The 20,573-nt window shown below is 60.9% G+C and carries 23 protein-coding genes and 1 tRNA gene; 10 read left to right on the top strand and 14 right to left on the bottom strand.

Going from position 1 to position 20,573, the window contains the following annotated elements:
- Positions 1-28: 28 nt before the first annotated feature.
- Positions 29-301 (bottom strand): UvrB/UvrC motif-containing protein, encoded by a 273-nt coding sequence (locus K3175_RS02740; RefSeq protein ID WP_221541825.1) that lies wholly within the window; start codon positions 299-301, stop codon positions 29-31.
- A 165-nt stretch (positions 302-466) separates the two neighbouring features.
- Complete coding sequence (locus K3175_RS02745; RefSeq protein WP_221541826.1) at positions 467-1,153, bottom strand: type 1 glutamine amidotransferase domain-containing protein; 687 nt, start codon at positions 1,151-1,153, stop codon at positions 467-469.
- 293 nt (positions 1,154-1,446) lie between these two features.
- Here K3175_RS02745 and K3175_RS02750 point away from each other — a divergent pair, with 293 nt between their 5' ends.
- Positions 1,447-2,049 (top strand): TetR/AcrR family transcriptional regulator, encoded by a 603-nt coding sequence (locus K3175_RS02750; protein WP_221541827.1) that lies wholly within the window; start codon positions 1,447-1,449, stop codon positions 2,047-2,049.
- A 79-nt stretch (positions 2,050-2,128) separates the two neighbouring features.
- Here K3175_RS02750 and K3175_RS02755 read toward each other — a convergent pair.
- The 5 genes from K3175_RS02755 to K3175_RS02775 form a co-directional block, all read right to left on the bottom strand.
- Positions 2,129-2,205, bottom strand: a tRNA-Met gene (locus K3175_RS02755).
- A gap of 76 nt (positions 2,206-2,281) precedes the next feature.
- Positions 2,282-2,800, bottom strand: a complete 519-nt coding sequence (locus K3175_RS02760; RefSeq protein ID WP_221541828.1) for a 2'-5' RNA ligase family protein — start codon at positions 2,798-2,800, stop codon at positions 2,282-2,284.
- Positions 2,797-3,765 (bottom strand): endolytic transglycosylase MltG, encoded by a 969-nt coding sequence (gene mltG, locus K3175_RS02765; protein ID WP_221541829.1) that lies wholly within the window; start codon positions 3,763-3,765, stop codon positions 2,797-2,799. Before mltG ends, K3175_RS02760 begins: the two co-directional genes overlap by 4 nt.
- Before the next feature lies 1 nt (position 3,766).
- Positions 3,767-5,026, bottom strand: coding sequence for a beta-ketoacyl-ACP synthase II (fabF, locus tag K3175_RS02770; RefSeq protein ID WP_221541830.1), 1,260 nt, complete (start codon positions 5,024-5,026; stop codon positions 3,767-3,769).
- A 97-nt stretch (positions 5,027-5,123) separates the two neighbouring features.
- Complete coding sequence (locus tag K3175_RS02775) at positions 5,124-5,360, bottom strand: acyl carrier protein (RefSeq protein ID WP_006834437.1); 237 nt, start codon at positions 5,358-5,360, stop codon at positions 5,124-5,126.
- Between the two features lie 155 nt (positions 5,361-5,515).
- On the opposite strand from K3175_RS02775, the gene K3175_RS02780 reads away from it, so the two are divergent.
- Both K3175_RS02780 and K3175_RS02785 read left to right on the top strand, forming a co-directional pair.
- Entirely contained in the window at positions 5,516-5,947 is a 432-nt protein-coding gene (locus K3175_RS02780) for a ferritin-like domain-containing protein (RefSeq protein WP_221541831.1), read from the top strand.
- Between the two features lie 77 nt (positions 5,948-6,024).
- A complete protein-coding gene (locus K3175_RS02785) occupies positions 6,025-6,420 on the top strand; it encodes a hypothetical protein (RefSeq protein WP_221541832.1) in 396 nt (131 codons plus the stop codon).
- A gap of 25 nt (positions 6,421-6,445) precedes the next feature.
- Here the strand turns inward: K3175_RS02785 and aspS are convergent, their stop codons facing one another.
- Positions 6,446-8,302 carry an aspartate--tRNA ligase gene (gene aspS / locus K3175_RS02790; RefSeq protein ID WP_221541833.1) on the bottom strand — a complete coding sequence of 619 codons (1,857 nt, stop codon included), beginning with the start codon at positions 8,300-8,302 and terminating at the stop codon, positions 6,446-6,448.
- A gap of 158 nt (positions 8,303-8,460) precedes the next feature.
- Here aspS and rnd point away from each other — a divergent pair, with 158 nt between their 5' ends.
- Positions 8,461-9,693, top strand: coding sequence for a ribonuclease D (gene rnd / locus K3175_RS02795; RefSeq protein WP_221541834.1), 1,233 nt, complete (start codon positions 8,461-8,463; stop codon positions 9,691-9,693).
- Positions 9,693-10,589, top strand: a complete 897-nt coding sequence (locus tag K3175_RS02800) for a hydrogen peroxide-inducible genes activator (RefSeq protein WP_221541835.1) — start codon at positions 9,693-9,695, stop codon at positions 10,587-10,589. Before rnd ends, K3175_RS02800 begins: the two co-directional genes overlap by 1 nt.
- A 23-nt stretch (positions 10,590-10,612) precedes the next feature.
- Here K3175_RS02800 and map read toward each other — a convergent pair whose 3' ends face one another.
- Positions 10,613-11,374 carry a type I methionyl aminopeptidase gene (map, locus tag K3175_RS02805; protein ID WP_221541836.1) on the bottom strand — a complete coding sequence of 254 codons (762 nt, stop codon included), beginning with the start codon at positions 11,372-11,374 and terminating at the stop codon, positions 10,613-10,615.
- A gap of 1 nt (position 11,375) precedes the next feature.
- Positions 11,376-11,585, bottom strand: coding sequence for a ParD-like family protein (locus K3175_RS02810; protein WP_221541837.1), 210 nt, complete (start codon positions 11,583-11,585; stop codon positions 11,376-11,378).
- A 209-nt stretch (positions 11,586-11,794) separates the two neighbouring features.
- Between K3175_RS02810 and K3175_RS02815 the strand changes: the two genes are divergently transcribed.
- Together K3175_RS02815 and K3175_RS02820 are read left to right on the top strand one after the other, a co-directional pair.
- Positions 11,795-13,141, top strand: coding sequence for a M1 aminopeptidase family protein (locus K3175_RS02815; RefSeq protein WP_221541838.1), 1,347 nt, complete (start codon positions 11,795-11,797; stop codon positions 13,139-13,141).
- Positions 13,142-13,228: 87 nt separating this feature from the next.
- Positions 13,229-13,609, top strand: a complete 381-nt coding sequence (locus tag K3175_RS02820) for a RidA family protein (protein WP_221541839.1) — start codon at positions 13,229-13,231, stop codon at positions 13,607-13,609.
- Positions 13,610-13,871: 262 nt separating this feature from the next.
- Here the strand turns inward: K3175_RS02820 and pgsA are convergent, their stop codons facing one another.
- Positions 13,872-14,465 (bottom strand): CDP-diacylglycerol--glycerol-3-phosphate 3-phosphatidyltransferase, encoded by a 594-nt coding sequence (pgsA, locus tag K3175_RS02825; protein ID WP_221541840.1) that lies wholly within the window; start codon positions 14,463-14,465, stop codon positions 13,872-13,874.
- 115 nt (positions 14,466-14,580) lie between these two features.
- Here pgsA and K3175_RS02830 point away from each other — a divergent pair, with 115 nt between their 5' ends.
- Positions 14,581-15,930 carry an MFS transporter gene (locus K3175_RS02830; RefSeq protein ID WP_221541841.1) on the top strand — a complete coding sequence of 450 codons (1,350 nt, stop codon included), beginning with the start codon at positions 14,581-14,583 and terminating at the stop codon, positions 15,928-15,930.
- Here K3175_RS02830 and K3175_RS02835 read toward each other — a convergent pair.
- Entirely contained in the window at positions 15,927-16,076 is a 150-nt protein-coding gene (locus K3175_RS02835) for a hypothetical protein (protein WP_221541842.1), read from the bottom strand. The two genes, K3175_RS02830 and K3175_RS02835, sit on opposite strands and share 4 nt — an antisense overlap.
- A 194-nt stretch (positions 16,077-16,270) precedes the next feature.
- Between K3175_RS02835 and K3175_RS02840 the strand changes: the two genes are divergently transcribed.
- The gene (locus K3175_RS02840; RefSeq protein ID WP_221541843.1) at positions 16,271-17,938 is read left to right on the top strand and encodes a thiamine pyrophosphate-binding protein; all 1,668 of its coding nucleotides are present in this window, start codon (positions 16,271-16,273) and stop codon (positions 17,936-17,938) included.
- A gap of 66 nt (positions 17,939-18,004) precedes the next feature.
- Here K3175_RS02840 and K3175_RS02845 read toward each other — a convergent pair whose 3' ends face one another.
- Both K3175_RS02845 and K3175_RS02850 read right to left on the bottom strand, forming a co-directional pair.
- Positions 18,005-18,187, bottom strand: coding sequence for a CsbD family protein (locus K3175_RS02845; protein WP_221541844.1), 183 nt, complete (start codon positions 18,185-18,187; stop codon positions 18,005-18,007).
- 116 nt (positions 18,188-18,303) lie between these two features.
- A complete protein-coding gene (locus K3175_RS02850) occupies positions 18,304-18,714 on the bottom strand; it encodes an EVE domain-containing protein (protein WP_221541845.1) in 411 nt (136 codons plus the stop codon).
- Positions 18,715-18,858: 144 nt separating this feature from the next.
- Between K3175_RS02850 and K3175_RS02855 the strand changes: the two genes are divergently transcribed.
- Complete coding sequence (locus K3175_RS02855; RefSeq protein WP_221541846.1) at positions 18,859-20,565, top strand: putative bifunctional diguanylate cyclase/phosphodiesterase; 1,707 nt, start codon at positions 18,859-18,861, stop codon at positions 20,563-20,565.
- Positions 20,566-20,573: the final 8 nt, after the last annotated feature.

Here is a 20,573-nt window from a genome sequence, read left to right on the forward strand (position 1 = left end):
ATCGCGCCTTATGTAACCGTGCCGGTCGCTACTTGCGATTGCGATTGGCCGTCATGGGATCTGGCTTTTTGGGCGGCTTCCACTCTGGCGGAGGAACCGGCCTTTGCCGGCTCGTGCCCAGCCCCATCGCTCCCGGTCGCTGACGCGCGAGGCCGCTCGTGTCTGCCTCGGCAGCCGCTTCAGCATCCGCTCCGCCGCGCATCAGATTGATCCGATCGCGGATGCGCCGTGCCTCCTCGAAATCGAGAGCATCTGCGGCCGCCTGCATGTCACGCTGAAGATCTTCGACAGTCTTTTCCATGCCTACTCTACGCACCGGCCCGGTATTCGGCACCATCCACGATCGGATGACCGACACCAGGCCCAATATATCTTTGGCCGCACAAGACAGAAATGACTTCTCCCGATGCGACGGAGCACACCGGGATAAGTCGTTCGCCGAGCATTACGCTAAACCAGCCAGTTATCAGGCAGCGTTCTTGACCGCCTCCAGCAACGCTTTCGCAGCGGGTGCCGACGATGCAGGGTTCTGCCCCGTAATCAGCAATCCGTCTTCCAGCACATAAGGGCCCCAGTCGGGTCCGCTGGAATAGTTGCCGCCTTTCGCCTTCAGTTCATCTTCCACGAGGAACGGGACCACATCTGTCAGTCCGACGCCTTCTTCTTCGGTGTTGGTGAAACCGGTGACGCGTTTGCCTTGAACCAGCGGCGTTCCATCGGCGGACTTGACGTGGCGCAGGACGCCGGGCGCGTGGCAGACCAGCGCGACAGGCTTCTCGGCCGCAACGAAGCTTTCGATCAGCGCGATCGATGTCTTGTCCTCCGCGAGATCCCACAGCGGGCCGTGGCCGCCGGGATAGAACACGGTATCGAAATCACCTTCGTTCACATCGGCCAGCTTCACGGTTTCCCCGAGCTGCTTCATCGCCGCCTCATCGGCTTCGAAGCGCCGCGTGTCGTCGGTCTTCGCATCGGGTTCATTGCTCTTCGGGTCGAGCGGCGGGCGTCCGCCAAGCGGCGAGGCCAGAGTGATTTCCGCGCCCGCATCCTTGAACGCATAATATGGCGCGGCAAGCTCTTCGAGCCAGAAGCCGGTCTTTTTGCCTGTATCCCCAAGCGTGTCGTGCGATGTCAGTACCATTAGTACCTTCATGATAATCTCCTTCCGTGCGGCACAAAACGGCCGCTGGTGAATAACAGGCCCAGTAAAGTTGGTCTCAGCCCACTCCGATTTCGAAGCGCGCCACCCTTGGGCCTCTGTCAAAATGGATTTAGGAACGACTAGACCGATCGTCTAGTGCCGCAGGCGATTTTAATTTCCGGATCGCCGCGAAAGCCAACCGCTCCTGATAATCTTATGATTTTTCCGCAACTTCCACGGCTCGCGCGACCTCCTCGAAGCCCCATCTCGTAGACGTGAGGTGCAAGCGTCCCTACATGGGGGTGATGGCTGCCACTCACCCCCACCACGACACCAGATCGGCCATCCTGTCGGTCGGACAGGCGATCATGGGACGAAAAGGATATTCCGCGGTCGGATTGGCCGAGATCCTCTCGGAGGCCGGAGTGCCCAAGGGCTCGTTTTACCACTACTTCGGTTCGAAAGATGCTTTCGGCCAGGCCATGGTCGCTGCCTATTTCGAGGAATATCTCGCCGAGATGGATGAGATCTTGTCCGCGCCCGAAGCGATCGGGGCAGACCGTCTCATGCATTACTTCGCCAACTGGCGCGAGAACCAGGCAGCCTTCGATTGTCAGGGCCGCTGTCTCGCGGTGAAACTGGGCGCAGAAGTCTCCGATCTGTCCGAACCCATGCGGCTTGCGCTCAAGTCAGGCACGTCCGGCATCATCTCTCGGCTGGAGAGCGCGCTGAAAGCGGCACTTGTCGATGGCTCGGTAAAGTTCGACGGAGATGCTCGCGATGTCGCCGCTTTGCTCTACAACCTTTGGCTGGGGGCAAGCGTGATGGCGAAGATCCAACGGACGCAAGCACCCTTCGAAAGCGCACTTCGCTCGACACGGCAGATGCTGGCGATATCGGAAGCCTGATCATAGCACGATAGTACCGCCGGCTGGGCTGAACCCTGTATAATGCTGTAAGGTTAGAGGACCTTTACCGATCCGATACTGGTAGCGGAGGAGGGACTCGAACCCCCGACACGCGGATTATGATTCCGCTGCTCTAACCACCTGAGCTACTCCGCCCCAAAGGGCCGCGCGGCGGGCAGATGCCCGCTCGGCAGGCGGCGCATTTAGGGCGGGAAGGCCCCCCGGTCAACACTCATTTCCCCCTAAATGCGAAGCGGCGGATAAATTCCCATGGACCGCCACGATAGGCATGCAGCGCAAGGCCGGGAAAAGCGATTTCGCGGGCCTCGATCGTGCCCAAAAGCTGCGCCTGCAATGCCTTTGCTTCCTTGGACGTGACCTTGTTCTGGATCGTCACGTGCAGCCGCGGTCTATGCTGGTCCTGCTGGGTCAGGAGCCCGCGAAAATGCTCGGCAATCTCGTCCCGCAGGGCCAGCAGGTCCGGACTGGACAGCTTAATCGCAGTGCCCCCGCCAAGCGACATCAGCCCTTCCACCTGCCCGCGAACCGGGGCGACCTCGCCCACAAGGCGCGCCAGATATCGGCGCAGCTCATCCTCGCATTGCGCAGGGATCGCGTGGAATAGCGTGACATGCGCTTCGAGATAGTTGCGCTCCGGCGGGAAATGCTCGGTGCGCAAGGCGGTGTACCGATGATGCAGCTCGGGCGGAAGCTCCGCCGTTAGGATCAGAGGGGCGTCCGCCTCGCTCACATTTCCCCGCGCTCGCGCCGCAGCTTGCGCCACGCTGCCGCATTGCGATTATGTTCGTCGAGGGTCTCGGCGAAGACATGGCCCCCGCTGCCATCGGCCACGTAATAGAGCGCCTTGGTCTCGGCAGGATCCAGCACGGCGGCAATCGCCTCGCGTCCCGGATTGGTGATCGGTCCGATGGGCAGGCCCGCAATCGCCCGCGTGTTATAGGGGTTCCTGTCGCGCAGCTCGGAGATCTTGATGCGCCGGCCCAGCGGCTTGCCCTTGGTGATGGGATAGATCGTGGTCGCATCGGCGCCCAGCGACATACCGATGCGCACGCGGTTCGACAGCGCGCCAGCCACCATGCGCCGTTCGTCGGGGACGGCCGTTTCCTTCTCCACCACCGACGCGAGGATGACTGCTTCTTCGGGAGATTTCACCACGGCTTTCGACGTCCGCTTGGCCCAGGCATCGGCGAGATATTCGTCCATAGCCGCCTGCATGCGGGCCACCACGGATGCCCTGCTCTCACCCCGTTCGAAATCATAGGTATCGGGCAGGATCGAGCCTTCTTCGGGGACCGGTACTTCGCCTGTCAGCAGGTCTTCCGCCATCAGGCGTTCCCACACCATGATCGAGGGCAGGCCTTCGGGCACGGTGACGAAACGGCGGATCACCTGGCCGTTCTGGAACGTGTCGAGGATCTGCGACGCGCTTGCGTTAGCCGGAATGAGAAACTCGCCCGCCTGGATCGGATCGCCCGAACCCAGCACCTTCGCCCGCAGCAGGAAACTGTCCGACGAATCGATCAGCCCTTCCTCGTCCAGCAGGCGCGCGACGGCAGTCAGCGTCGAACCCTGGGGCACGATGAAGCTGGTGTCCTCCTCGACATCGGCTGAGCCGTACCAGCCGCTGGCGAACCATACGAGGCCCGCCAGCCCTATAAGGACCACGGCCCCCAGTACGAGGCCGAGCTTCTTCATGTCAGTCGACCTTTCGCATGATCAGCGATGCATTGGTCCCGCCAAAGCCGAAGCTGTTGTTCAGGACTGCCTCGACTTCGCGCTTCTTGGCCTCGTGCGGCACCAGATCGACGCCTTCCGTGCCCTCGTCGGGATCGTCGAGGTTCAGCGTAGGAGGAACGATCTGGTCGCGGATGGCAAGGATGCAGAACACCGCTTCTACCGCGCCAGCGCCGCCGAGCAGATGGCCGATGGCGGATTTCGTGCTGCTCATCGAAGCACCGCACAGATCGTCGCCAAGCACGCGCTTTACCGCAGCGAGCTCGATCGTGTCGGCCATGGTCGAAGTACCGTGAGCGTTGACGTAATCGATGTCGCAGGGTTCGAGCCCGGCCTTCTTCAGCGCCATGCGCATGGCCAGTTCCGCGCCGCGGCCTTCGGGATGCGGGGCGGTGACGTGATAGGCATCGCCCGACATGCCATAGCCGACGACTTCGGCATAAATCTTCGCACCGCGCGCCTTGGCGTGTTCATATTCTTCCAGCACGACGACGCCGGCGCCCTCGCCCATGACGAAACCGGCACGGTTCTTGTCATAGGGGCGGCTCGCCTTTTCAGGCTGGTCGTTCATATCGGTGTTGAGCGCACGCGCCTGCGCGAAACCGGCAATGCCGAGCGGGTTGACGGTCGATTCCGCGCCGCCCGCCAGCATGATGTCGGCATCGTCGTCGCGAATCATGCGCGCCGCATCGCCGATCGAATGCGCGCCGGTCGAACAGGCGGTGACGACGGCGTGGTTCGGGCCCATCAGGCCATAGCGGATCGAAACCTGACCGCTGATCAGGTTGATGATGCGTCCGTGGACGAAGTGCGGGCTGACACGGCCGGGGCCGCGTTCATGCAGATTGACCGATTCCTTCTCGATGCCCGGCAGACCGCCGATCCCCGCGCCGATCGAGACACCGGCGCGTTCGCGCGTCGCTTCGTCCATCTCCATCAGACCGGCATCCTCGAGCGCCTGACCGGCGGCATCGAGGCCGAAGACGATGAAGGGATCGACCTGCCGCTGGATCTTGGGATCGACGCGCTTGTCGGCATCGAAGCCCCAGGGGTGGTCTTTGTTTTTCACCTCGCAGGCGATCGTCGCCTTCTGGTTCGAGGCATCGAAACGGGTGATCTGCCCCGCCCCGCTCTTGCCAGCAATCAGGTTGGCCCAGCTGGTTTCGACGTCTCCGCCCAACGGGGTGACGAGGCCAAGTCCGGTAACGACCACACGACGCATGAATTTCTCCGCAAAAAAGACAACAGGCCCGGCCCATCGTCAGGGTCGGGCCTGTCCAGTCCCGCACGCAAGGTACGGGTCGTGAAAAGCTTGGGGCTTAGCCCTTATGCTCTTCGATATACTTGGTCGCATCGCCGACGGTGGTGATCTTCTCAGCCGCATCGTCGGGGATTTCCACGCCGAATTCTTCTTCGAACGCCATCACCAGTTCGACGATGTCGAGGCTGTCTGCGCCCAGATCATCGATGAAGCTGGCTTCCTGGGTGACCTTGTCGGCCTCGACGCCGAGATGCTCGACGACAATCTTCTGCACGCGGTCGGCAGTATCGCTCATTCTTTTCCCTCTCAGTCTTGGGGGTTTGATAGTTGGCCATCGCCCTAGTCAACGCCGCAGCGCAGCGCAAGGGCAACTCGTCTCCTTCACCGAACCCATTGGCGCTTTTGAGCATTGAGTGTGCAATACCCATTTCGAAAAAGGAAGACATTTCAATGGCTACCACAACCTTCAAGAGCCTTACCGACACCACCTTCGATTCGGTCGAAGGCTATCGCCAGGCAGGTGAAAAAGCCAACAATCCCCAGCTCAAGCAGGCGCTACAGCAGCGCGGCATCCAGCGTGAAGCCACGCTGCGCCAGATGAACGCCGAGCTGGAGCGTCAGGGCGACGAGCTCGTGACCAAGGGCACCTTGACTGGCGAAGCGCACCAAATGTGGCAGAGCATAACCTCGGCATTCGAAAGCGATGACGAAGCAGCGGCAGAGCGCGTCGAGGAAGGCGAAGACTACATCAAGGGCAAGTTCGAAAAGGCGCTCAACGGCGATCAGCTCGAAGCGCAGGAACGTGCGATCGTGCAGCAGTGCTATAATGAAATCTGCGAAGGCGACCGGTTCGGCGACATGATTTCGAAGCAATACGACTGATCACCGAGTAGTCGTTTGAAGGAGGGCGCGGAGCATAGGCTTCGCGCCCTTTTTCGTGTGCAAAGCGTTCGCTGAGAATGCGCCTATCGTTTTCGCTCGCTCCGAACATCGCCGCGCTCACCGGTTGCGCCATGACGCCTGCCCCGCCCCCTTTTCCCAGCTATGAATATGCCGGGATCGATCTGGGGGCGACTGTGGAAGGCCAAGTGGACCTGATCGATTGCTGCCTGATTATCGAGCCGGTCCTAGGCGGAGAGGTTCAGCCGCCCGTCAATCTGATCATGCCTCTCGGCACGCGGCTCGAAGGCGGCGTGATCGTCCTGCCCAAGGAAAATGGAGGTGCCCGGATTGCGCTGGGCAGCGCGGCCCGTTTCCAGGGCGGCTACAACACGATCGACGAGAAAATCACATGGGCGCGCAACCCCGGCAACTGCCGGGGCGACGCTTTCATCGTCAATCGGACCTACCCATAGGCTTCAGCCTTGGGAGCGGCGGCGATCAGCCTTCTGGCGGAGCGTCACGCTTGGTGGCTTCGGAGTTCATGTCAGTCTTTTCCGCAGCGCTCGCATTCTTCTGTGCTTCGAGCGCGCTGGGGGCCAGACGGACATGCACATCGCGCAGCTGGTTCGGAGCGACCACGCTCGGCGCGCCCATCATCAGGTCCTGCGCTTTCTGGTTGAGTGGGAATGCGATCACCTCGCGGATGTTCGGCTCGTCGGCCAGCAGCATCACTATGCGGTCGATACCCGGTGCCGAGCCGCCATGCGGCGGTGCGCCCAGCTTGAAGGCCTCGATCATGCCGCTGAAGTTCGCGTCGACATCTTCCTGGCTGTAACCGGCGATCTCGAAAGCCTTGTACATGATGTCCGGGCGGTGGTTACGGATGGCGCCCGAAGACAGCTCGTAACCGTTGCAGACGATGTCGTACTGCCATGCGAGGATATCCAGCGGGTCCTTGGTTTCCAGGGCTTCCATCTCGCCCTGCGGCATGGAGAAGGGGTTGTGGCTGAAATCGACCTTCTTGGCGTCTTCGTCATATTCGAACATCGGGAAGTCGACGATCCAGCAGAACTTAAAGCAGCCTTCCTCGATCAGGCCCAGCTCCTCGGCCACGCGTGTACGCGCGGCACCGGCCAGCTTGGCCGCGTCCTTCTCCTTGCCAGCGGCAAAGAACAGGCCGTCGTTTCCGCCCAGGCCGAGTTCGGCATAGAGCTTTTCCATCCCTTCGGTGCCGTGGTTCTTCGCGATCGGGCCGCCGAATTCGCCGCCCTTGCGGGTGACGTAGCCGAGCCCGGCGAAGCCTTCGCGGCGAGCCCAGTCGTTCATCTCGTCGAAGAACTTGCGGCTCTTTTCATGCGTGTTCGGGGCCGGGACCACGCGCACGCGGCCGCCGCCGCCCACGATCTTCTCGAACAGGCCGAAGCCCGAAGTGGTGAAATGATCGGTGACGTCGCTGATGATCAGCGGGTTGCGCAGATCGGGTTTGTCGCTGCCGTATTTCAGCATCGCTTCGGCATAGGGAATGCGCGGGAATTCGCCCGCAGGCGTCACCGTCTTGCCGCCCGAGAATTCCTCGAACACGCCGGCCAGCACCGGTTCGATGGCCTGGAAGACGTCTTCCTGCGTCACGAAGCTCATCTCGAAATCGAGCTGGTAGAATTCGGGGCTGCGGTCGGCGCGCAGGTCTTCGTCGCGGAAACAGGGCGCAATCTGGAAATAGCGGTCGAAACCGGCCACCATCAGCAGCTGCTTAAACATCTGCGGTGCCTGCGGCAGCGCGTAGAACTTGCCCGGATGCAGGCGGCTCGGCACCAGATAGTCGCGCGCGCCTTCGGGGCTGGATGCGCCCAGGATCGGGGTCTGGAATTCGCTGAAGCCTTGCGCGATCATGCGCTGGCGCAGGCTGGTGATGACCCGGTTGCGCAGCATGATGTTGTTATGCACGCGCTCGCGGCGCAGGTCGACAAAGCGGTATTTGAGGCGCGTTTCTTCCGGATAGTCTTCCGCCTGGTTGACGATCAACGGCAAATCCTCGGCGCGGCTCTGGATTTCCACCTGGCGGGCGAAGACCTCGATCTCGCCGGTCGGCAGATTTTTGTTCACCGCCACTTCGTCACGCGCCTTCACCGTGCCGTCGATGGTGACCACCGATTCCAGCTTCAGCTTTTCCAGCACCGGCAGCGCGGGGCTGTCGCTATCGGCGACGATCTGGGTGATGCCGTAATGATCGCGCAGGTCGACGAACAGCACGCCGCCGTGGTCGCGCTTGTTGTGCACCCAGCCCGACAGGCGAACGGTGTCGCCGACATTGTCCTTGGTCAGCTGTGCGCAGGTGTGGGTACGATAGGCGTGCATCTGGAATTCTTTCCAATTTAGGATGTATGGCGCTAAGGGCGCGGGCGTGGCGGCTCCTTAACTCGGAATCGCGCGCGCTAACAGGGCACCAGCGGGCTTTTGTCAAGTTCGCTCGCGGTGCGGGAGCGGTACTCCGCTCGACAGACAGAAATGATACGATGAAAATACACGATCTGATTACCGACACCGACACTCTCGCCGAGCTGTGCGAGCGCCTGGCGAAAAGCGACTTCGTCACCGTCGACACCGAGTTCATGCGCGAAAACACCTATTGGCCGGAACTCTGCCTCGTGCAGATCGCCAATGAGGAAGAAGCCGCGGCGATCGATCCGCTGGCCGACGATATCGACCTCACCCCGCTGTGGGACCTGCTGTGCGAGAACGAGGAGGTCCTCAAGGTCTTCCACGCCGGCGGGCAGGATGTGGAAATCGTCTACAATTTCACCGGCAAGACGCCCCATCCCATCTTCGACACCCAGATCGCGATGATGGCGATCAGCCAGAACGAACAGATCGGCTATGCCAATCTGGTCGAAAGCTGGCTCGGCATCACGGTCGACAAGGGCGCGCGCTTCACCGACTGGAGCCGCCGCCCGCTGACCGATCGCCAGATCGAATACGCCATCGGCGACGTGACCCATCTTTCCAAGATCTTCCCCAAGATCCTCGCCAAGCTCATCAAGACGGGGCGCGGCGTCTGGCTCGATGCGGAGATGGACAAGCTGGCCGATCCGGCGAACTATGCCAACGACCTCGAAATCGCCTGGAAACGCATCCGCTCGCCCGGCCGCAATCCCACCGTCCTCGGCCGGCTCAAGGGGCTGGCCGCCTGGCGCGAAACCGAAGCCCAGCACAAGAACATCCCGCGCGGCCGCATCATGCGCGACGAAACGCTGGCCGATATCGCCAGCCATCCGCCCAAGAAACAGGCCGACCTCACCAAGGTCCGCGGCCTGTCGAATGCGTGGAAAGACAATGACATCGGCAAGCGTCTGATGAAAGTGCTCGAAAAGGCCGAACCGCTGCCGAAGGACGAAATGCCCGACAAGCCCAAGCGCGGTGCGCCGCTGGGCAAGGAAGGCGCACTGGTGGCCGACCTGCTCAAGCTGCTGCTCAAGATCCGTGCGCGCGAGATCGACGTGGCCTCGCGCCTGCTCACCCGTGCCGACGAGATGGAGGCCTTGGCCGCTGGCGTACGCAAGCTGCCGATCCTCGAAGGCTGGCGCTATGAAGTGTTCGGCAAGGACGCGCTCGAACTGGTCGAAGGCCGGCTCGCCTTCGCCGTGAAGGATGGCCGCCTGCTGATGACTCATGTCGACGATGTGCGCGCCGGGATGATGGCCGCAGCGCAGGACGAAGTGATCACCGCCAGCGAGGTTGGGGCCGAGTAGTGAGCACCTACCTCCCCACCCTCAAGCAGCTGCAATATCTCGTCGCCCTGCACGAACACGGGCACTTCGGCCGCGCCGCCGATGCCAGCTTCGTGTCGCAATCGACGCTGTCGGCGGGCATTCGCGAGCTGGAATCGCTGCTCGGCGTGACGCTGGTCGAGCGCAGCCGCCGCGTGGTGCGGTTCACGGCGCTGGGCAATCAGGTGGTCGACAAGGCGCACCGCGTGCTGCGCGAGACCGAGGAACTGGCCGATCTGGTCCAGGCCGCGGGCAAGCCGCTCGCCGGTCAGCTGCGCATGAGCGTGATCCCAACCATCGCGCCCTTCATGCTGCCGCGCTTCCTGCCGCGCCTGCGCCGCGAACGGCCCGATCTGGAACTCTTCTTGCGCGAGGAAACCAGCCATGACGCGGTGGAATCGCTGCAGCACGGACGGGTCGATTGCGTTCTGCTCGCCCTGCCCTTCGCCACGGGCGAGGTGGAGAAGGCGCATATCGCCGACGATCCGCTGTATGTCGCATTCCCCAAGGACGATCCCCGCGATCCGCCCGCCTCGGTCACCGCCGACATGATCGACGATGGCCGCCTGCTGCTGCTGGAAGACGGGCACTGCCTCAAGGATCACGCGCTGGCCGCCTGCAACCGGTCCGAACTGCGCGGTTCGACCACCATGATCGGCACCAGCCTGCATACGCTGGTGCAGATGGTCGACAATGGTCTGGGCCTGACCATGCTGCCCGAAATGGCCGTGGACGCCGGCATTCTCAATGGCACGGAAGTCGTGGCGCGACCCCTGAAATCGAGCCAGGCAAGCCGCGAGATCGCGCTGATCTGGCGCAAGAATTCCCCCCGCCGCGACGATTTCGAACTGCTGGCCGAGGAATTGCGCGCGGGCTAGCAGGCGCCGCGCCGCGGAAGAGCTCAGACCCGCTCGTCCTGCCGCAGGGTCAGCACTTCGACCCCGTCGCTCGTCACGGCCACCGTATGCTCGAACTGGGCGGACAGTTTGCCGTCCTTCGTTACCACGGTCCAGCCATCGTCCAGCGTCTTGGTGCGCGCGCTGCCCAGATTGACCATCGGCTCGATGGTAAAGGTCATGCCTTCGCGCAGGCGCAGGCCCCGGCCCGGCTTTCCGTGATTGAGCACTTGCGGGTCCTCATGCATTTCGCGCCCGATCCCGTGGCCGCAATATTCGCGCACCACCGAACAGCCGTTCTTCTTGGCGTGCTTTTCGATCGCGAAGCCCACATCGCCCAGATGCGCGCCCGGCCGGACCTGCCGGATGCCCGCCCACATGGCTTCCTGCGCGATCCTGACGATCCGCCGGGCCTGCGACGAGGCATTGCCGACCATGTAGGTCTTGCTGGAATCGGCGATGAAACCGTCCTTTTCCAGCGTGATGTCGAGATTGATGATATCGCCGTCCCGCACGAACCTGCTCGCCGAAGGCACGCCGTGGCAGACCTCCTCATTGATCGAGCAGTTCAGGACATAGGCAAAGCCGTACTGCCCCTTGCTGGCAGGCCGAGACTGCAGATCCTCGCGAATGAACCGTTCGACCAGATCGTTGATCTGCATGGTCGACATGCCTTCCAGATCCAGCTCGTCGAGCATCTCGAACACCGATGCCAGCAGGCGCCCGGAGGCCCGCATCAGCGCGATTTCGTCCGGTGTCTTGACCATGTCAGGCCGCCTCGCGGGCCGCGCCCCCATCCTCGCTCGCCAGCGCAAGCTGCTGCGAGACGATCTCGTTGAACGACAACGTGGGATTGGCCTCCGCCAGCCGCCCGATCTTCATCCAGAACTCGGCCTGCGCATTGATCGACCGGCACATGACAGCACTGGCGGCCCGCACCTGCTCATGCAGGTCTTCATTAATTTTGACGAGACCCATAGGAGTTCCTGAATATATGAAACAGCTACGATCCATAATCGTTCTGTTTATCACTCCGGTCAAGACCAACCTGCGTCACCCTCTGCTAAGCCTAGATTTGCGCTTGATGGTTGTAGAGCCCCGTATAAAACAGGCTGGCAGGTTCCGACGCGAGTGTTGGGCACCCGTGCCGCTGATTGATGACAAACAGTGCGGAGCTAAAGTTCTTCATGAAAGGGATTGCGCAGCGCCCCAATACGGCGTGTTCAGGCCTGACCGGCAAGCGAACAAAGTTTGCGCGTCTGGCGCTCGCCGCTCTCGTCGCGCTCAGCACATCTGCGAACGCCCAATCCGACAACGCCAACCACTACGACCTCACGGCTGCGCTCGATCCAGCGTCCGGTGCCCTCTCGGTTACGGGGACGATAGATATCGTCGCCGACAAAAGAACCGCCGAGATCGAGATGCTGCTCAACGGACAACTTCGTATCGAACAGATTTCGTTCAGTCGTGAAGCGGAAATGCAGACGGAAAACGGCATTACCTTTGGGACCTACCCGCTGCCCCGCACCCAGCGCATGCTCATAGCACTGGCCCAACCCATGGAACCAGGCGATCATCTGCAGATCGCACTCGCTTATTCCGGCAGGCTCACGACCGAGAGTTTCGAGATGGGCCGAGGCATCGTTTCTCCACTCTGGACGGAACTCAGCGCAGACGCCCTGTGGTATCCGGTCTGGTACGATGAACCCGACATCCGCTACACCCTATCGCTCGACCTCCCGCCGAAATTCGATGTCGTCGGTCCGGGTCGGTATGACCGCGTCGGCGATGGAAAGTGGCGCTTGTCGTCGCCGGGTATCGTCAACACTCGGATCACTTTCGCGGCGTCCGATAGCTGGACGATTGCCGAGCGTGAGATCGGCGATGGCCTGATGGGTGCGGTCTATACTGCGCGCCGCACGGCCAAGACCGACTCTATTCTCACGGGTCTAGAGCAGGCATTCGAGGCATATCGCACTTTCCTGGGCACTCCCGCCCTCTCAACCGGCGCAATAAAAATCATCTATCCGGGGCCCGAGGTCGAGCCGACATATCCGCAGCAGGCATACGTCGCGGGAAACGATTTCATCGTCCTCGACGAATCCGATTTGCAGGTCCAGTTGGACACGCTCAATCACGAGGTCGCGCATCTGTGGTGGTCGCGCGGCGCTCCCGCTACACCCGACGAATTCCTTTCGGAATCGATCGCCGAATATCTGGCCAAGCGTCACGGCGGCGATCTCTGGGGTGCCGAGTGGCTGGAGCGGCAACGCGAGCGGATGCGGGCAAGGTCGGAAAGGATCGATTCCTCATTGCTCGAAAGCGATGGGTTCACCGGCGATAGGCAGGCGCTGCTCTATAATCGCGGCCCGGCAATGCTCTTCGCGCTGGAAGACAGGATCGGACGCGGTGCCATCGACGCTATCCTGCGCGAGGTATACTCGCGCCGGGCGGATACGTTGGACGATTTCTTCGAAATACTTTCTGCCCGGCACGGCAAAACCATGGTCGATTGGGCGAGAGATCGTCTGTAAGGTTGCGATCGCGTCAAAGTACGGTGTCCGCGAAAACCCGCAAGGTGAAGAGCACTGCCCTTGCCAATCATGACAAGGATCACCCGAATGGCCAAGCGCCGCTATATTGTCGATGTGCCCGGTGTGCCGAAATCGCCGTCGCCCATCTCGAACGCCGTGGTTGTAGGCAAGACCTGCCACATCTCCGGCCAACTGGCGGTCTATGACGACGGCTATCGGCGGGGCAGTGCGCGTGAGGAGGCGGCCCGCGCATTCGAACTGGTGTTTGCGATCGCTCGCGAAGCAGGCTTTGCGAGCGATGAAATCGTCTACGTGGACATAGCCTTCGCGGACCTCGACGATTTGCCCGAGGTCAACGCGCTTTACGCAGAGCTGTTTGCCCATCCCCCGGCCCGCACGATTTACGAGGCCGCCCGCCTGCCATTTGACGCGAGAGTGAAAGTTCAGGCCATCGCGATGAAAGATTGAAATATGCGCGGTTCCCGGGCGCCCCACTGCCGCCCGCAAAACCCGTTTTCCTACACGCCGGTTTTCTGCCAGCCATCCCAGCATGCTGGCCGCGCTCGCCCCGACGGAAATTTCCCTTACTGCTGACGGGACCAGATCGGCCGGATTTCACCGCAAGCGGAAGTTGACAACCGATGCGGCTGAAAATCGCTGCCAGCGGCAGAAGACCGCGCTTACCGGGAATGGAAGAGTTTTTGCAAAACCCCCGGTCGGTGTCACACGGTCAGTCCATGTGCTTCAGGCCGACTCGCAGATAATCCCAGCCGGTCACCACCGTCATCACGGCAGCAGCCCACAGCGTGATCAGGCCTACCGTATGCGGGATATTCGCCTCGACCGCGCCCACCGTCATGTTCCAGCCGGGCAGGCCCTGGCCCAGGATCAGCGAGCCGAGCGCGAGCAACTGGAAGGTCGTCTTCCATTTCGCCAGCCGGCTGACCGGCACGGAGACCTGCAGGCCGCCGAGGAATTCGCGCAGGCCCGAAACCGCGATCTCGCGCATGAGGATGATCAGCCCGGCGATGACATGCGCATCGCCGACATAGGGCCCGCGCAGCACGCCCTGTGCCGCGAGCACGAGGATGACCGCCGCGACCATGATCTTGTCCGCGATCGGATCGAGGAAGATGCCGAGCTTGGAGACCGTGCCGCTCGTGCGGGCCAGATAGCCGTCGAAATAGTCGGTGATGCCCATGGCGCAGTACAGCGCAAAGGCCATCAGATAGCCGCTTGCCCAGCCCGGCCACCACAGCAGGAAGGCCAGCAAGGGAATCGCGACGATCCGCGACAGGGTGAGAATGTTGGGCAAGTTCAGCATCGGGGCCCTCCCCTAACGGCAAACGTCTTACCGCAAAAGAAACAATGCAGGCTTGTCCGCTGCGGCGATGTCTCTACGAAGGGCAGCCAAACGGAAGGGTTCTTCCCGGGGGTTCATGTTCACAAGCACACATTTGCTGCGGTCCCGGCGGTTCTTGCCGCTGTTCGTGACCCAGCTGTTCAATGCCTTCAACGACAATCTCTACAAGACCGCCATGGTCCTGTTCGTGGTCTATCAGATCTACGAATCGGAAGAAGCGGAAGGCATGTTCTCCGCCGTCGCATCGGGCCTGTTCATCCTGCCCTTCTTCGTCCTGTCGGCGCTGGCCGGACAACTGGCGGACATGCGCGACAAGGCGATGATCATCCGCCGGGTGAAGGCCTTCGAAATCCTGCTCATGCTGATCGGGGCGAGCGGTCTCTATCTCGCCTGGCGCGGTTACGATCTGCCGGTGAGCCTGTTCGGTATCCAGACGACCTTCCCGATCATCCTGATGCTGCTGGCGCTGTTCATGACCGGCATCCAGTCGACCTTTCTCGGGCCGATCAAATACGCCATCCTGCCCCAGCATCTCAAACGGGAGGAAGTCCTCGCCGGCACGGGGCTGGTCGAAGCGGGTACCTATATCGCCATTCTTGCGGGCACGATCCTCGCCGGGTGGATCCCGGTCGAAGTGGCCGCGATCGGCATCATCATCACCTCGATCGCAGGCTATCTCGTCAGCCGGCAGGTGCCCCCTGCCCCGGCCCAGGGCGAGGTGGAGGCGCTGGACTGGCATATCCTGCGCGCATCGAACCGGCTGATCCGCGAAACGATGCACAATCGCGAAATCTACTATGCCATTCTCGCCATCAGCTTCTTCTGGACCATCGGGGCGGTGCTGTTCATCCAGTTCCCCCCGCTCGCCAAGAACGTGCTGATGGCCAGCAAGGAAGTGGCCAGCCTGTTCCTCGTCGTCTTCTCGATCGGCGTGGCGATCGGTTCGGTCGCCGTGGGGGCTCTCCTCAAGGGCGAGGTTTCGGCGCGCTATGCACCGCAATCGGTGATCGCGATGGGAGCTTTCGTCGTGGCCTTCTATGCCGTGTGCAAGGTGTGGGAAACCGACCAGCCCACGCAATTGCTGAACGTCGGCGGGTTTCTCGCCTGGCCCATGGCCAGCCTGATCCTGCTGTGCCTGCTGGGCGTGGCAATCGCGGGCGGGATGTTCGTGGTGCCGCTCTATGCGTTTCTGACCACGCGCGCCTCGCCCGAAAAGGCATCGCGCACGATCGCGGCGAACAACATCGTCAACTCGGGAGCCATGGTCGGCGGATCGCTGCTGGCGATGGCCATGAGCGCAGCCGGGGTTCCGATCGTGGAGCAGGTGCTCATCAGCGCCGCCATGTGCCTCTTTTCGGCATGGCTGGGGCGCAAGCTGCTGCTGGCAGAGCGGGAAGCTGCGGCAAGTGCCGCCGCCGCGGGCTAGATCAGGAAGGCGAGCACCGCCACCAGCGTGGCGAAATAGGTCGTCGCGACGCCGCGAACATCGCTCGCGGTAAGCTTCCAGTCGAAGCTTGCGGGTGTTGGCATGTCGGCGAAGAACGCCCGGCGATGAGGAATCTGGGCCCGCATCCAATGCCGGGCACCTTCACTCGTGAGGACAAGGGCGCGTCTCATAACATAGGCTTTAACGCTTTTTTAACCATAGGTTTCCCGGCGAAATCGGGCGTTCCCAAAACGGGACAGCCCTCTTCCCCCGCTATCTTGAATGGAGATTGCCAGGCGGGCGATTGCACGGCAGGCGCGGCGCGGCTAACCGCAGGTGCATGACCAAGCGCCCTACTCCTGCCGCCGCCAAGCTCCTCGTCGATTGCCTGATCGAGCAGGGGTGCGAGCGTATCTTCACCGTCCCGGGCGAAAGCTTCCTTCAGGTGCTGGATGCATTGGGACAGCAGGACACGATCAATCTCGTAACCTGCCGACAGGAAGGCGGCGTCGCGATGATGGCCTGCGCAGATGGCGCGATGACCCAGCGGCCGGGCGTGGCTTTCGTGACCCGTGGCCCCGGCGCCACGAACGCCAGTATCGGCGTACATGTCGCCATGCAGGATTCGCAGCCGATGATCCTGTTCGTCGGCGATGTGGATAGCGAGATGCGGGATCGCGAAGGGTTTCAGGAGGTGGATTTCGCTGCCTTCTTCGGACCGATCGCGAAATGGGCCGCGCGCATCGACAGCGCCGATCGCATTCCCGAATATGTCGCCCGCGCCTATGCCACGGCAATCTCGGGAAGGCCGGGACCCGTGGTGCTGGCTTTGCCCGAAGACATGCTCGGGCGGGATACCGATGCCCGGCCAAGAGCCCGCGTGGAAAGGCCCGCCCAGGCGCCCTGCCCCGATGCCATGCAGGCGATGATGGCGATGATCGCCGATGCGGCATCTCCGGTCGCTGTCGTCGGGGGCGCAGGCTGGAACTCCAAGGCACGCGAATACTTCCAGCTGTTCGCAGAACGGCTGGGCATCCCCGTCGCCACGGCGTTCCGCAGACAGGACGCCATTTCGCCATCGAGCCGCGTTTATGCAGGCAATCTGGGCTATGGCCCCAATCCAAAGCTTGTCGCCCGGGTCAAGAAAGCGGATCTCGTTCTCGCGGTCGGCGCAAGGCTCGGCGAAGCAACGACCGATGGTTACACCGTTCCCCCGCTCGTCGCGGAAGATCGCAAGCTGATCCACGTTTATCCCGACGCCAGTGAGCTGAACAGCGTTTACCCGGCCGATCTCGCGATCTGTTCCGATATGGCGGAGTTTGCCGAGAGCGCGGCCTTGTGGGACGACAGCGACCCGATCGATTTCGATGCTGGCGCCCAGGCTCACTCTGAATGGGAAGAATGGGCGACCGCGCACCCGACAGACCATCCGCTCGACATGGGCCAGTGCGTCCAGTTCATGCGCGACACCCTGCCGGCCGACGCGATCATCTGCAACGGTGCGGGAAATTTCGCCGGCTGGTGGCACCGGTACTGGCGGTATGACGGGTATCCGACCCAGCTCGCCCCAACGTGCGGCGCCATGGGGTATGGCGTTCCGGCAGCCGTCGCAGCAGCACTGCGTTATCCGCAGAGGACGGTCGTCGCAGTCGCCGGAGACGGTGATTTCTTGATGAACGGACAGGAACTGGCGACTGCAGTTCAACACGGCGCCAACATGCTTGTGCTCGTGATCGATAACGCAGCCTATGGGACCATCCGCATGCATCAGGAACGCGAATTCCCTGGTGAGGAAAGGATCAGCGGAACCAGACTGCTGAACCCCGACTTTGCAGCGCTGGCATCAGCCTACGGCGCTTGGTCAGCTACAGTTGGAACGACCGACGAATTCAAGGATGCGCTGGTGGAGGCCCAAGGGCTCGCAGGGCTTCGCCTGATCCATGGTAAGATCGATATCGAACAACTCGCGGCAAGCGGCGCCACGGTGAGCGGATTGCGAGGTAGTTGAAAACGCAAGAAAGGCCGCCTCTACAGTGAGAGACGGCCTTTTTCGCTGTTATTCTAGAACGCTGGGTTAGATGTCGTTGCCCAGCTTGCCTTCGACTTCGCCCTTGAATTGCTGGGCTTCGCCTTTGGCTTCTTGCTGCTTGCCTTCGCGATCAAGTTTCGGATTGTTGGTCGCGTCGGCTACAGCCTGCTTCACATTGCCGGAAGCTTCGTTGGCATTACCTTTGGCCTTTTCGCTCAGTTCGCCCATTTGTCGTCTCCATTATTTTGCCCATCTGCAAAGATGCGCTTCACAACAATTCAACTGTAACGGGCGAGTGTGAGTTCCTAAACTTGCGGCCAAGCGATTACTTGGAGCGACAAAGTTTATATACCGGCCATTTCGAGGATGATCGACCATTCCTCAGGCTTTATTTCTGCGACGGAGAGCCTCGATAGCTTCACCAGTTCGCAGTCCTCAAGCTGTGGCTCTGCCTTGATCTGCTTCAGGGAAACTGGATGGGGCAGCTTGGTTTTCGGGACGATCTTGACCGCCGCCCATTTGCCTTCGGGATCGGTCGGGTCCGTAATACCGGAAACACTTACTTCACAGATGCCGACGATCTCCAAACCCTCGCGGGAATGGTAGAAGAAAGCCTGATCTCCAACTTCCATCGCTGCGAGATTGTTCTTGGCACGGTGGTTTCGAACGCCGTCCCAGGTTCCCTCTTTCTCAGCGACGAGATCGTCCCAACTGTATTTGAAAGGCTCCGACTTCATTAGCCAATAGCGCGCCATGTGATTTTCTCTTGTGATTGCGATCTGTTTCGACGCCTAGCGAGACACGCAGGGCTTTTCCACCTCGAGCGGGGATGCGAACGGATTAACCGGTTTTTAGGCAGCACAGCCTATCACGGCACTACTGGCTTATCGGGGATCATTTTGTCGCAGCATTTCAATCCTGACCAGAGCACCGCCAAAGACCAGAGGCCGACGGGAAGCCAATGTGCCGCCAAGAGCGGGGGCAACATCGTGTCCTTAGTGATTGCGCTTTCTGCGATCGTGGTTTTCGTCGCCTCGGCAGGCTCGGTACTGCCGGAGCTTATGCGCTCGGGCCATCTGCAGTCGACGGGATCAGAATTTCTTCTGACCAATGCATTGCTCCTAAATATTGCTCTGATTCTTTTGGGATGGGACAGATACAAGGCGCTCAGCACTGAACTAGAATTGCGTCGAGAATCGGAGGAAGAAGCTCGTCGGCAGGCCGGCCTGGACGACCTGACGGCCTGTCTAAACAGACGCAGTTTTGTCGCGAGGATGGAAGCCTGGCTTGAGAGCAGCAAGTTCGAGCAGCAAATCGCTACGATTGCGATCGATATCGACAATTTCAAGCAGGTGAACGATCTTAACGGTCATGCGGCTGGAGATAGTGTGTTGCGCGAGGTATCGTCGCGTATTGCAGCGCTTCTTCCCGATAACTCATGCATCGCCCGTCTTGGCGGAGACGAGTTCATATGCGCGGTGCCTTTCACTGGATCCGCTGAAGATCATCTAAATCCAGTCCTGGGCAGAATGGTTGAAACGGTCGCTCGCCCGGTCCTTTACAAGGACGCTGCGATCGAAATCTCGGTGTCGATCGGGGTCTCGACATCTCTCCAGGCAACAGACGCAGATATCGATATGCGCGCACAAAGCATGATGCATAAAGCGGATATCGCCATGTATCATGCCAAAAAGCATGGCAAAAACCGATACTGCTGGTTCGAAATGGCCATGGAAAACGACCTTAGGTTCCGTAACGAACTCGAAGCCGGTATTAGACGCGGAATCCACAACGGCGAGTTTGTTCCTTATTACGAGCAGCAAATCGATCTCGATACTGGCGAAATCGTCGGTTTCGAGATGCTAGCAAGGTGGGAATCGCCTGACATGGGCTTAGTGGGCCCCGACATTTTTATCCCGATTGCCGAGGAAATCGGTGTCATCTCGGTGATGTCCGAACGGCTGATCGTCGCGGCATTCGAGGATGCGAAAAAATGGCACCCCTCGATCACGCTGTCGGTCAACATTTCGCCCGTGCAGATGCGTGATCCTTGGTTTGCTCAGAAAATACTCAAGATGCTTCTGAAGCATCGCTTCCCAGCACATCGGCTTGAGATCGAAATAACCGAGACTTGCCTGCACGAGAATCTAGGCATGGTCAGATCCATGATAACGTCTCTTCGCAATCAGGGAGTACGGGTCAGCCTTGATGATTTCGGCACGGGATATGCCAGCATATCGCAGTTGCGCAGTCTGCCATTTGATCGTTTGAAAATCGATCGCAGCTTCATCGGCGAGCTCGGTGCCGAGGAACATGGCGACCAGCTGGTGAATGCCATTGTATCGATGAGCAATGGGCTCAAGCTACCGATTACCGCAGAGGGTATTGAAAATGCTGAGGTTCTTTCCGCTCTGAAACAGTGGAGCAATATGAAGGGGCAAGGCTATCACTATGGTCGCCCCGAACCTGCGAGCCAGGTCTTGACGCGACTTGAGGCCATCGGCCTTCTGGCGGTCGGGGAACCAAAATCCTCTAACCGAGGAAATGAAGGCGCGATGGAAAGTGCGAGCAACCGAATTCTCGATAGCGACGTACGTGCCGGCTGAGACTGGAC

Origin of the sequence: Qipengyuania aestuarii, from assembly GCF_019711535.1 — a bacterium.
Taxonomy (GTDB): domain Bacteria; phylum Pseudomonadota; class Alphaproteobacteria; order Sphingomonadales; family Sphingomonadaceae; genus Qipengyuania; species Qipengyuania aestuarii.

Coding starts and splice junctions, on each gene's coding strand:
- K3175_RS02740 (WP_221541825.1), bottom strand. CDS start 301: ATGGAAAAGACTGTCGAAGATCTTCAGCGTGACATGCAGGCGGCCGCA.
- K3175_RS02745 (WP_221541826.1), bottom strand. CDS start 1,153: ATGAAGGTACTAATGGTACTGACATCGCACGACACGCTTGGGGATACA.
- K3175_RS02750 (WP_221541827.1), top strand. CDS start 1,447: ATGGCTGCCACTCACCCCCACCACGACACCAGATCGGCCATCCTGTCG.
- mltG (WP_221541829.1), bottom strand. CDS start 3,765: ATGAAGAAGCTCGGCCTCGTACTGGGGGCCGTGGTCCTTATAGGGCTG.
- fabF (WP_221541830.1), bottom strand. CDS start 5,026: ATGCGTCGTGTGGTCGTTACCGGACTTGGCCTCGTCACCCCGTTGGGC.
- K3175_RS02775 (WP_006834437.1), bottom strand. CDS start 5,360: ATGAGCGATACTGCCGACCGCGTGCAGAAGATTGTCGTCGAGCATCTC.
- K3175_RS02780 (WP_221541831.1), top strand. CDS start 5,516: ATGGCTACCACAACCTTCAAGAGCCTTACCGACACCACCTTCGATTCG.
- K3175_RS02785 (WP_221541832.1), top strand. CDS start 6,025: ATGCGCCTATCGTTTTCGCTCGCTCCGAACATCGCCGCGCTCACCGGT.
- aspS (WP_221541833.1), bottom strand. CDS start 8,302: ATGCACGCCTATCGTACCCACACCTGCGCACAGCTGACCAAGGACAAT.
- rnd (WP_221541834.1), top strand. CDS start 8,461: ATGAAAATACACGATCTGATTACCGACACCGACACTCTCGCCGAGCTG.
- map (WP_221541836.1), bottom strand. CDS start 11,374: ATGGTCAAGACACCGGACGAAATCGCGCTGATGCGGGCCTCCGGGCGC.
- K3175_RS02810 (WP_221541837.1), bottom strand. CDS start 11,585: ATGGGTCTCGTCAAAATTAATGAAGACCTGCATGAGCAGGTGCGGGCC.
- K3175_RS02815 (WP_221541838.1), top strand. CDS start 11,795: ATGAAAGGGATTGCGCAGCGCCCCAATACGGCGTGTTCAGGCCTGACC.
- K3175_RS02820 (WP_221541839.1), top strand. CDS start 13,229: ATGGCCAAGCGCCGCTATATTGTCGATGTGCCCGGTGTGCCGAAATCG.
- pgsA (WP_221541840.1), bottom strand. CDS start 14,465: ATGCTGAACTTGCCCAACATTCTCACCCTGTCGCGGATCGTCGCGATT.
- K3175_RS02830 (WP_221541841.1), top strand. CDS start 14,581: ATGTTCACAAGCACACATTTGCTGCGGTCCCGGCGGTTCTTGCCGCTG.
- K3175_RS02835 (WP_221541842.1), bottom strand. CDS start 16,076: ATGCGGGCCCAGATTCCTCATCGCCGGGCGTTCTTCGCCGACATGCCA.
- K3175_RS02840 (WP_221541843.1), top strand. CDS start 16,271: ATGACCAAGCGCCCTACTCCTGCCGCCGCCAAGCTCCTCGTCGATTGC.
- K3175_RS02845 (WP_221541844.1), bottom strand. CDS start 18,187: ATGGGCGAACTGAGCGAAAAGGCCAAAGGTAATGCCAACGAAGCTTCC.
- K3175_RS02850 (WP_221541845.1), bottom strand. CDS start 18,714: ATGGCGCGCTATTGGCTAATGAAGTCGGAGCCTTTCAAATACAGTTGG.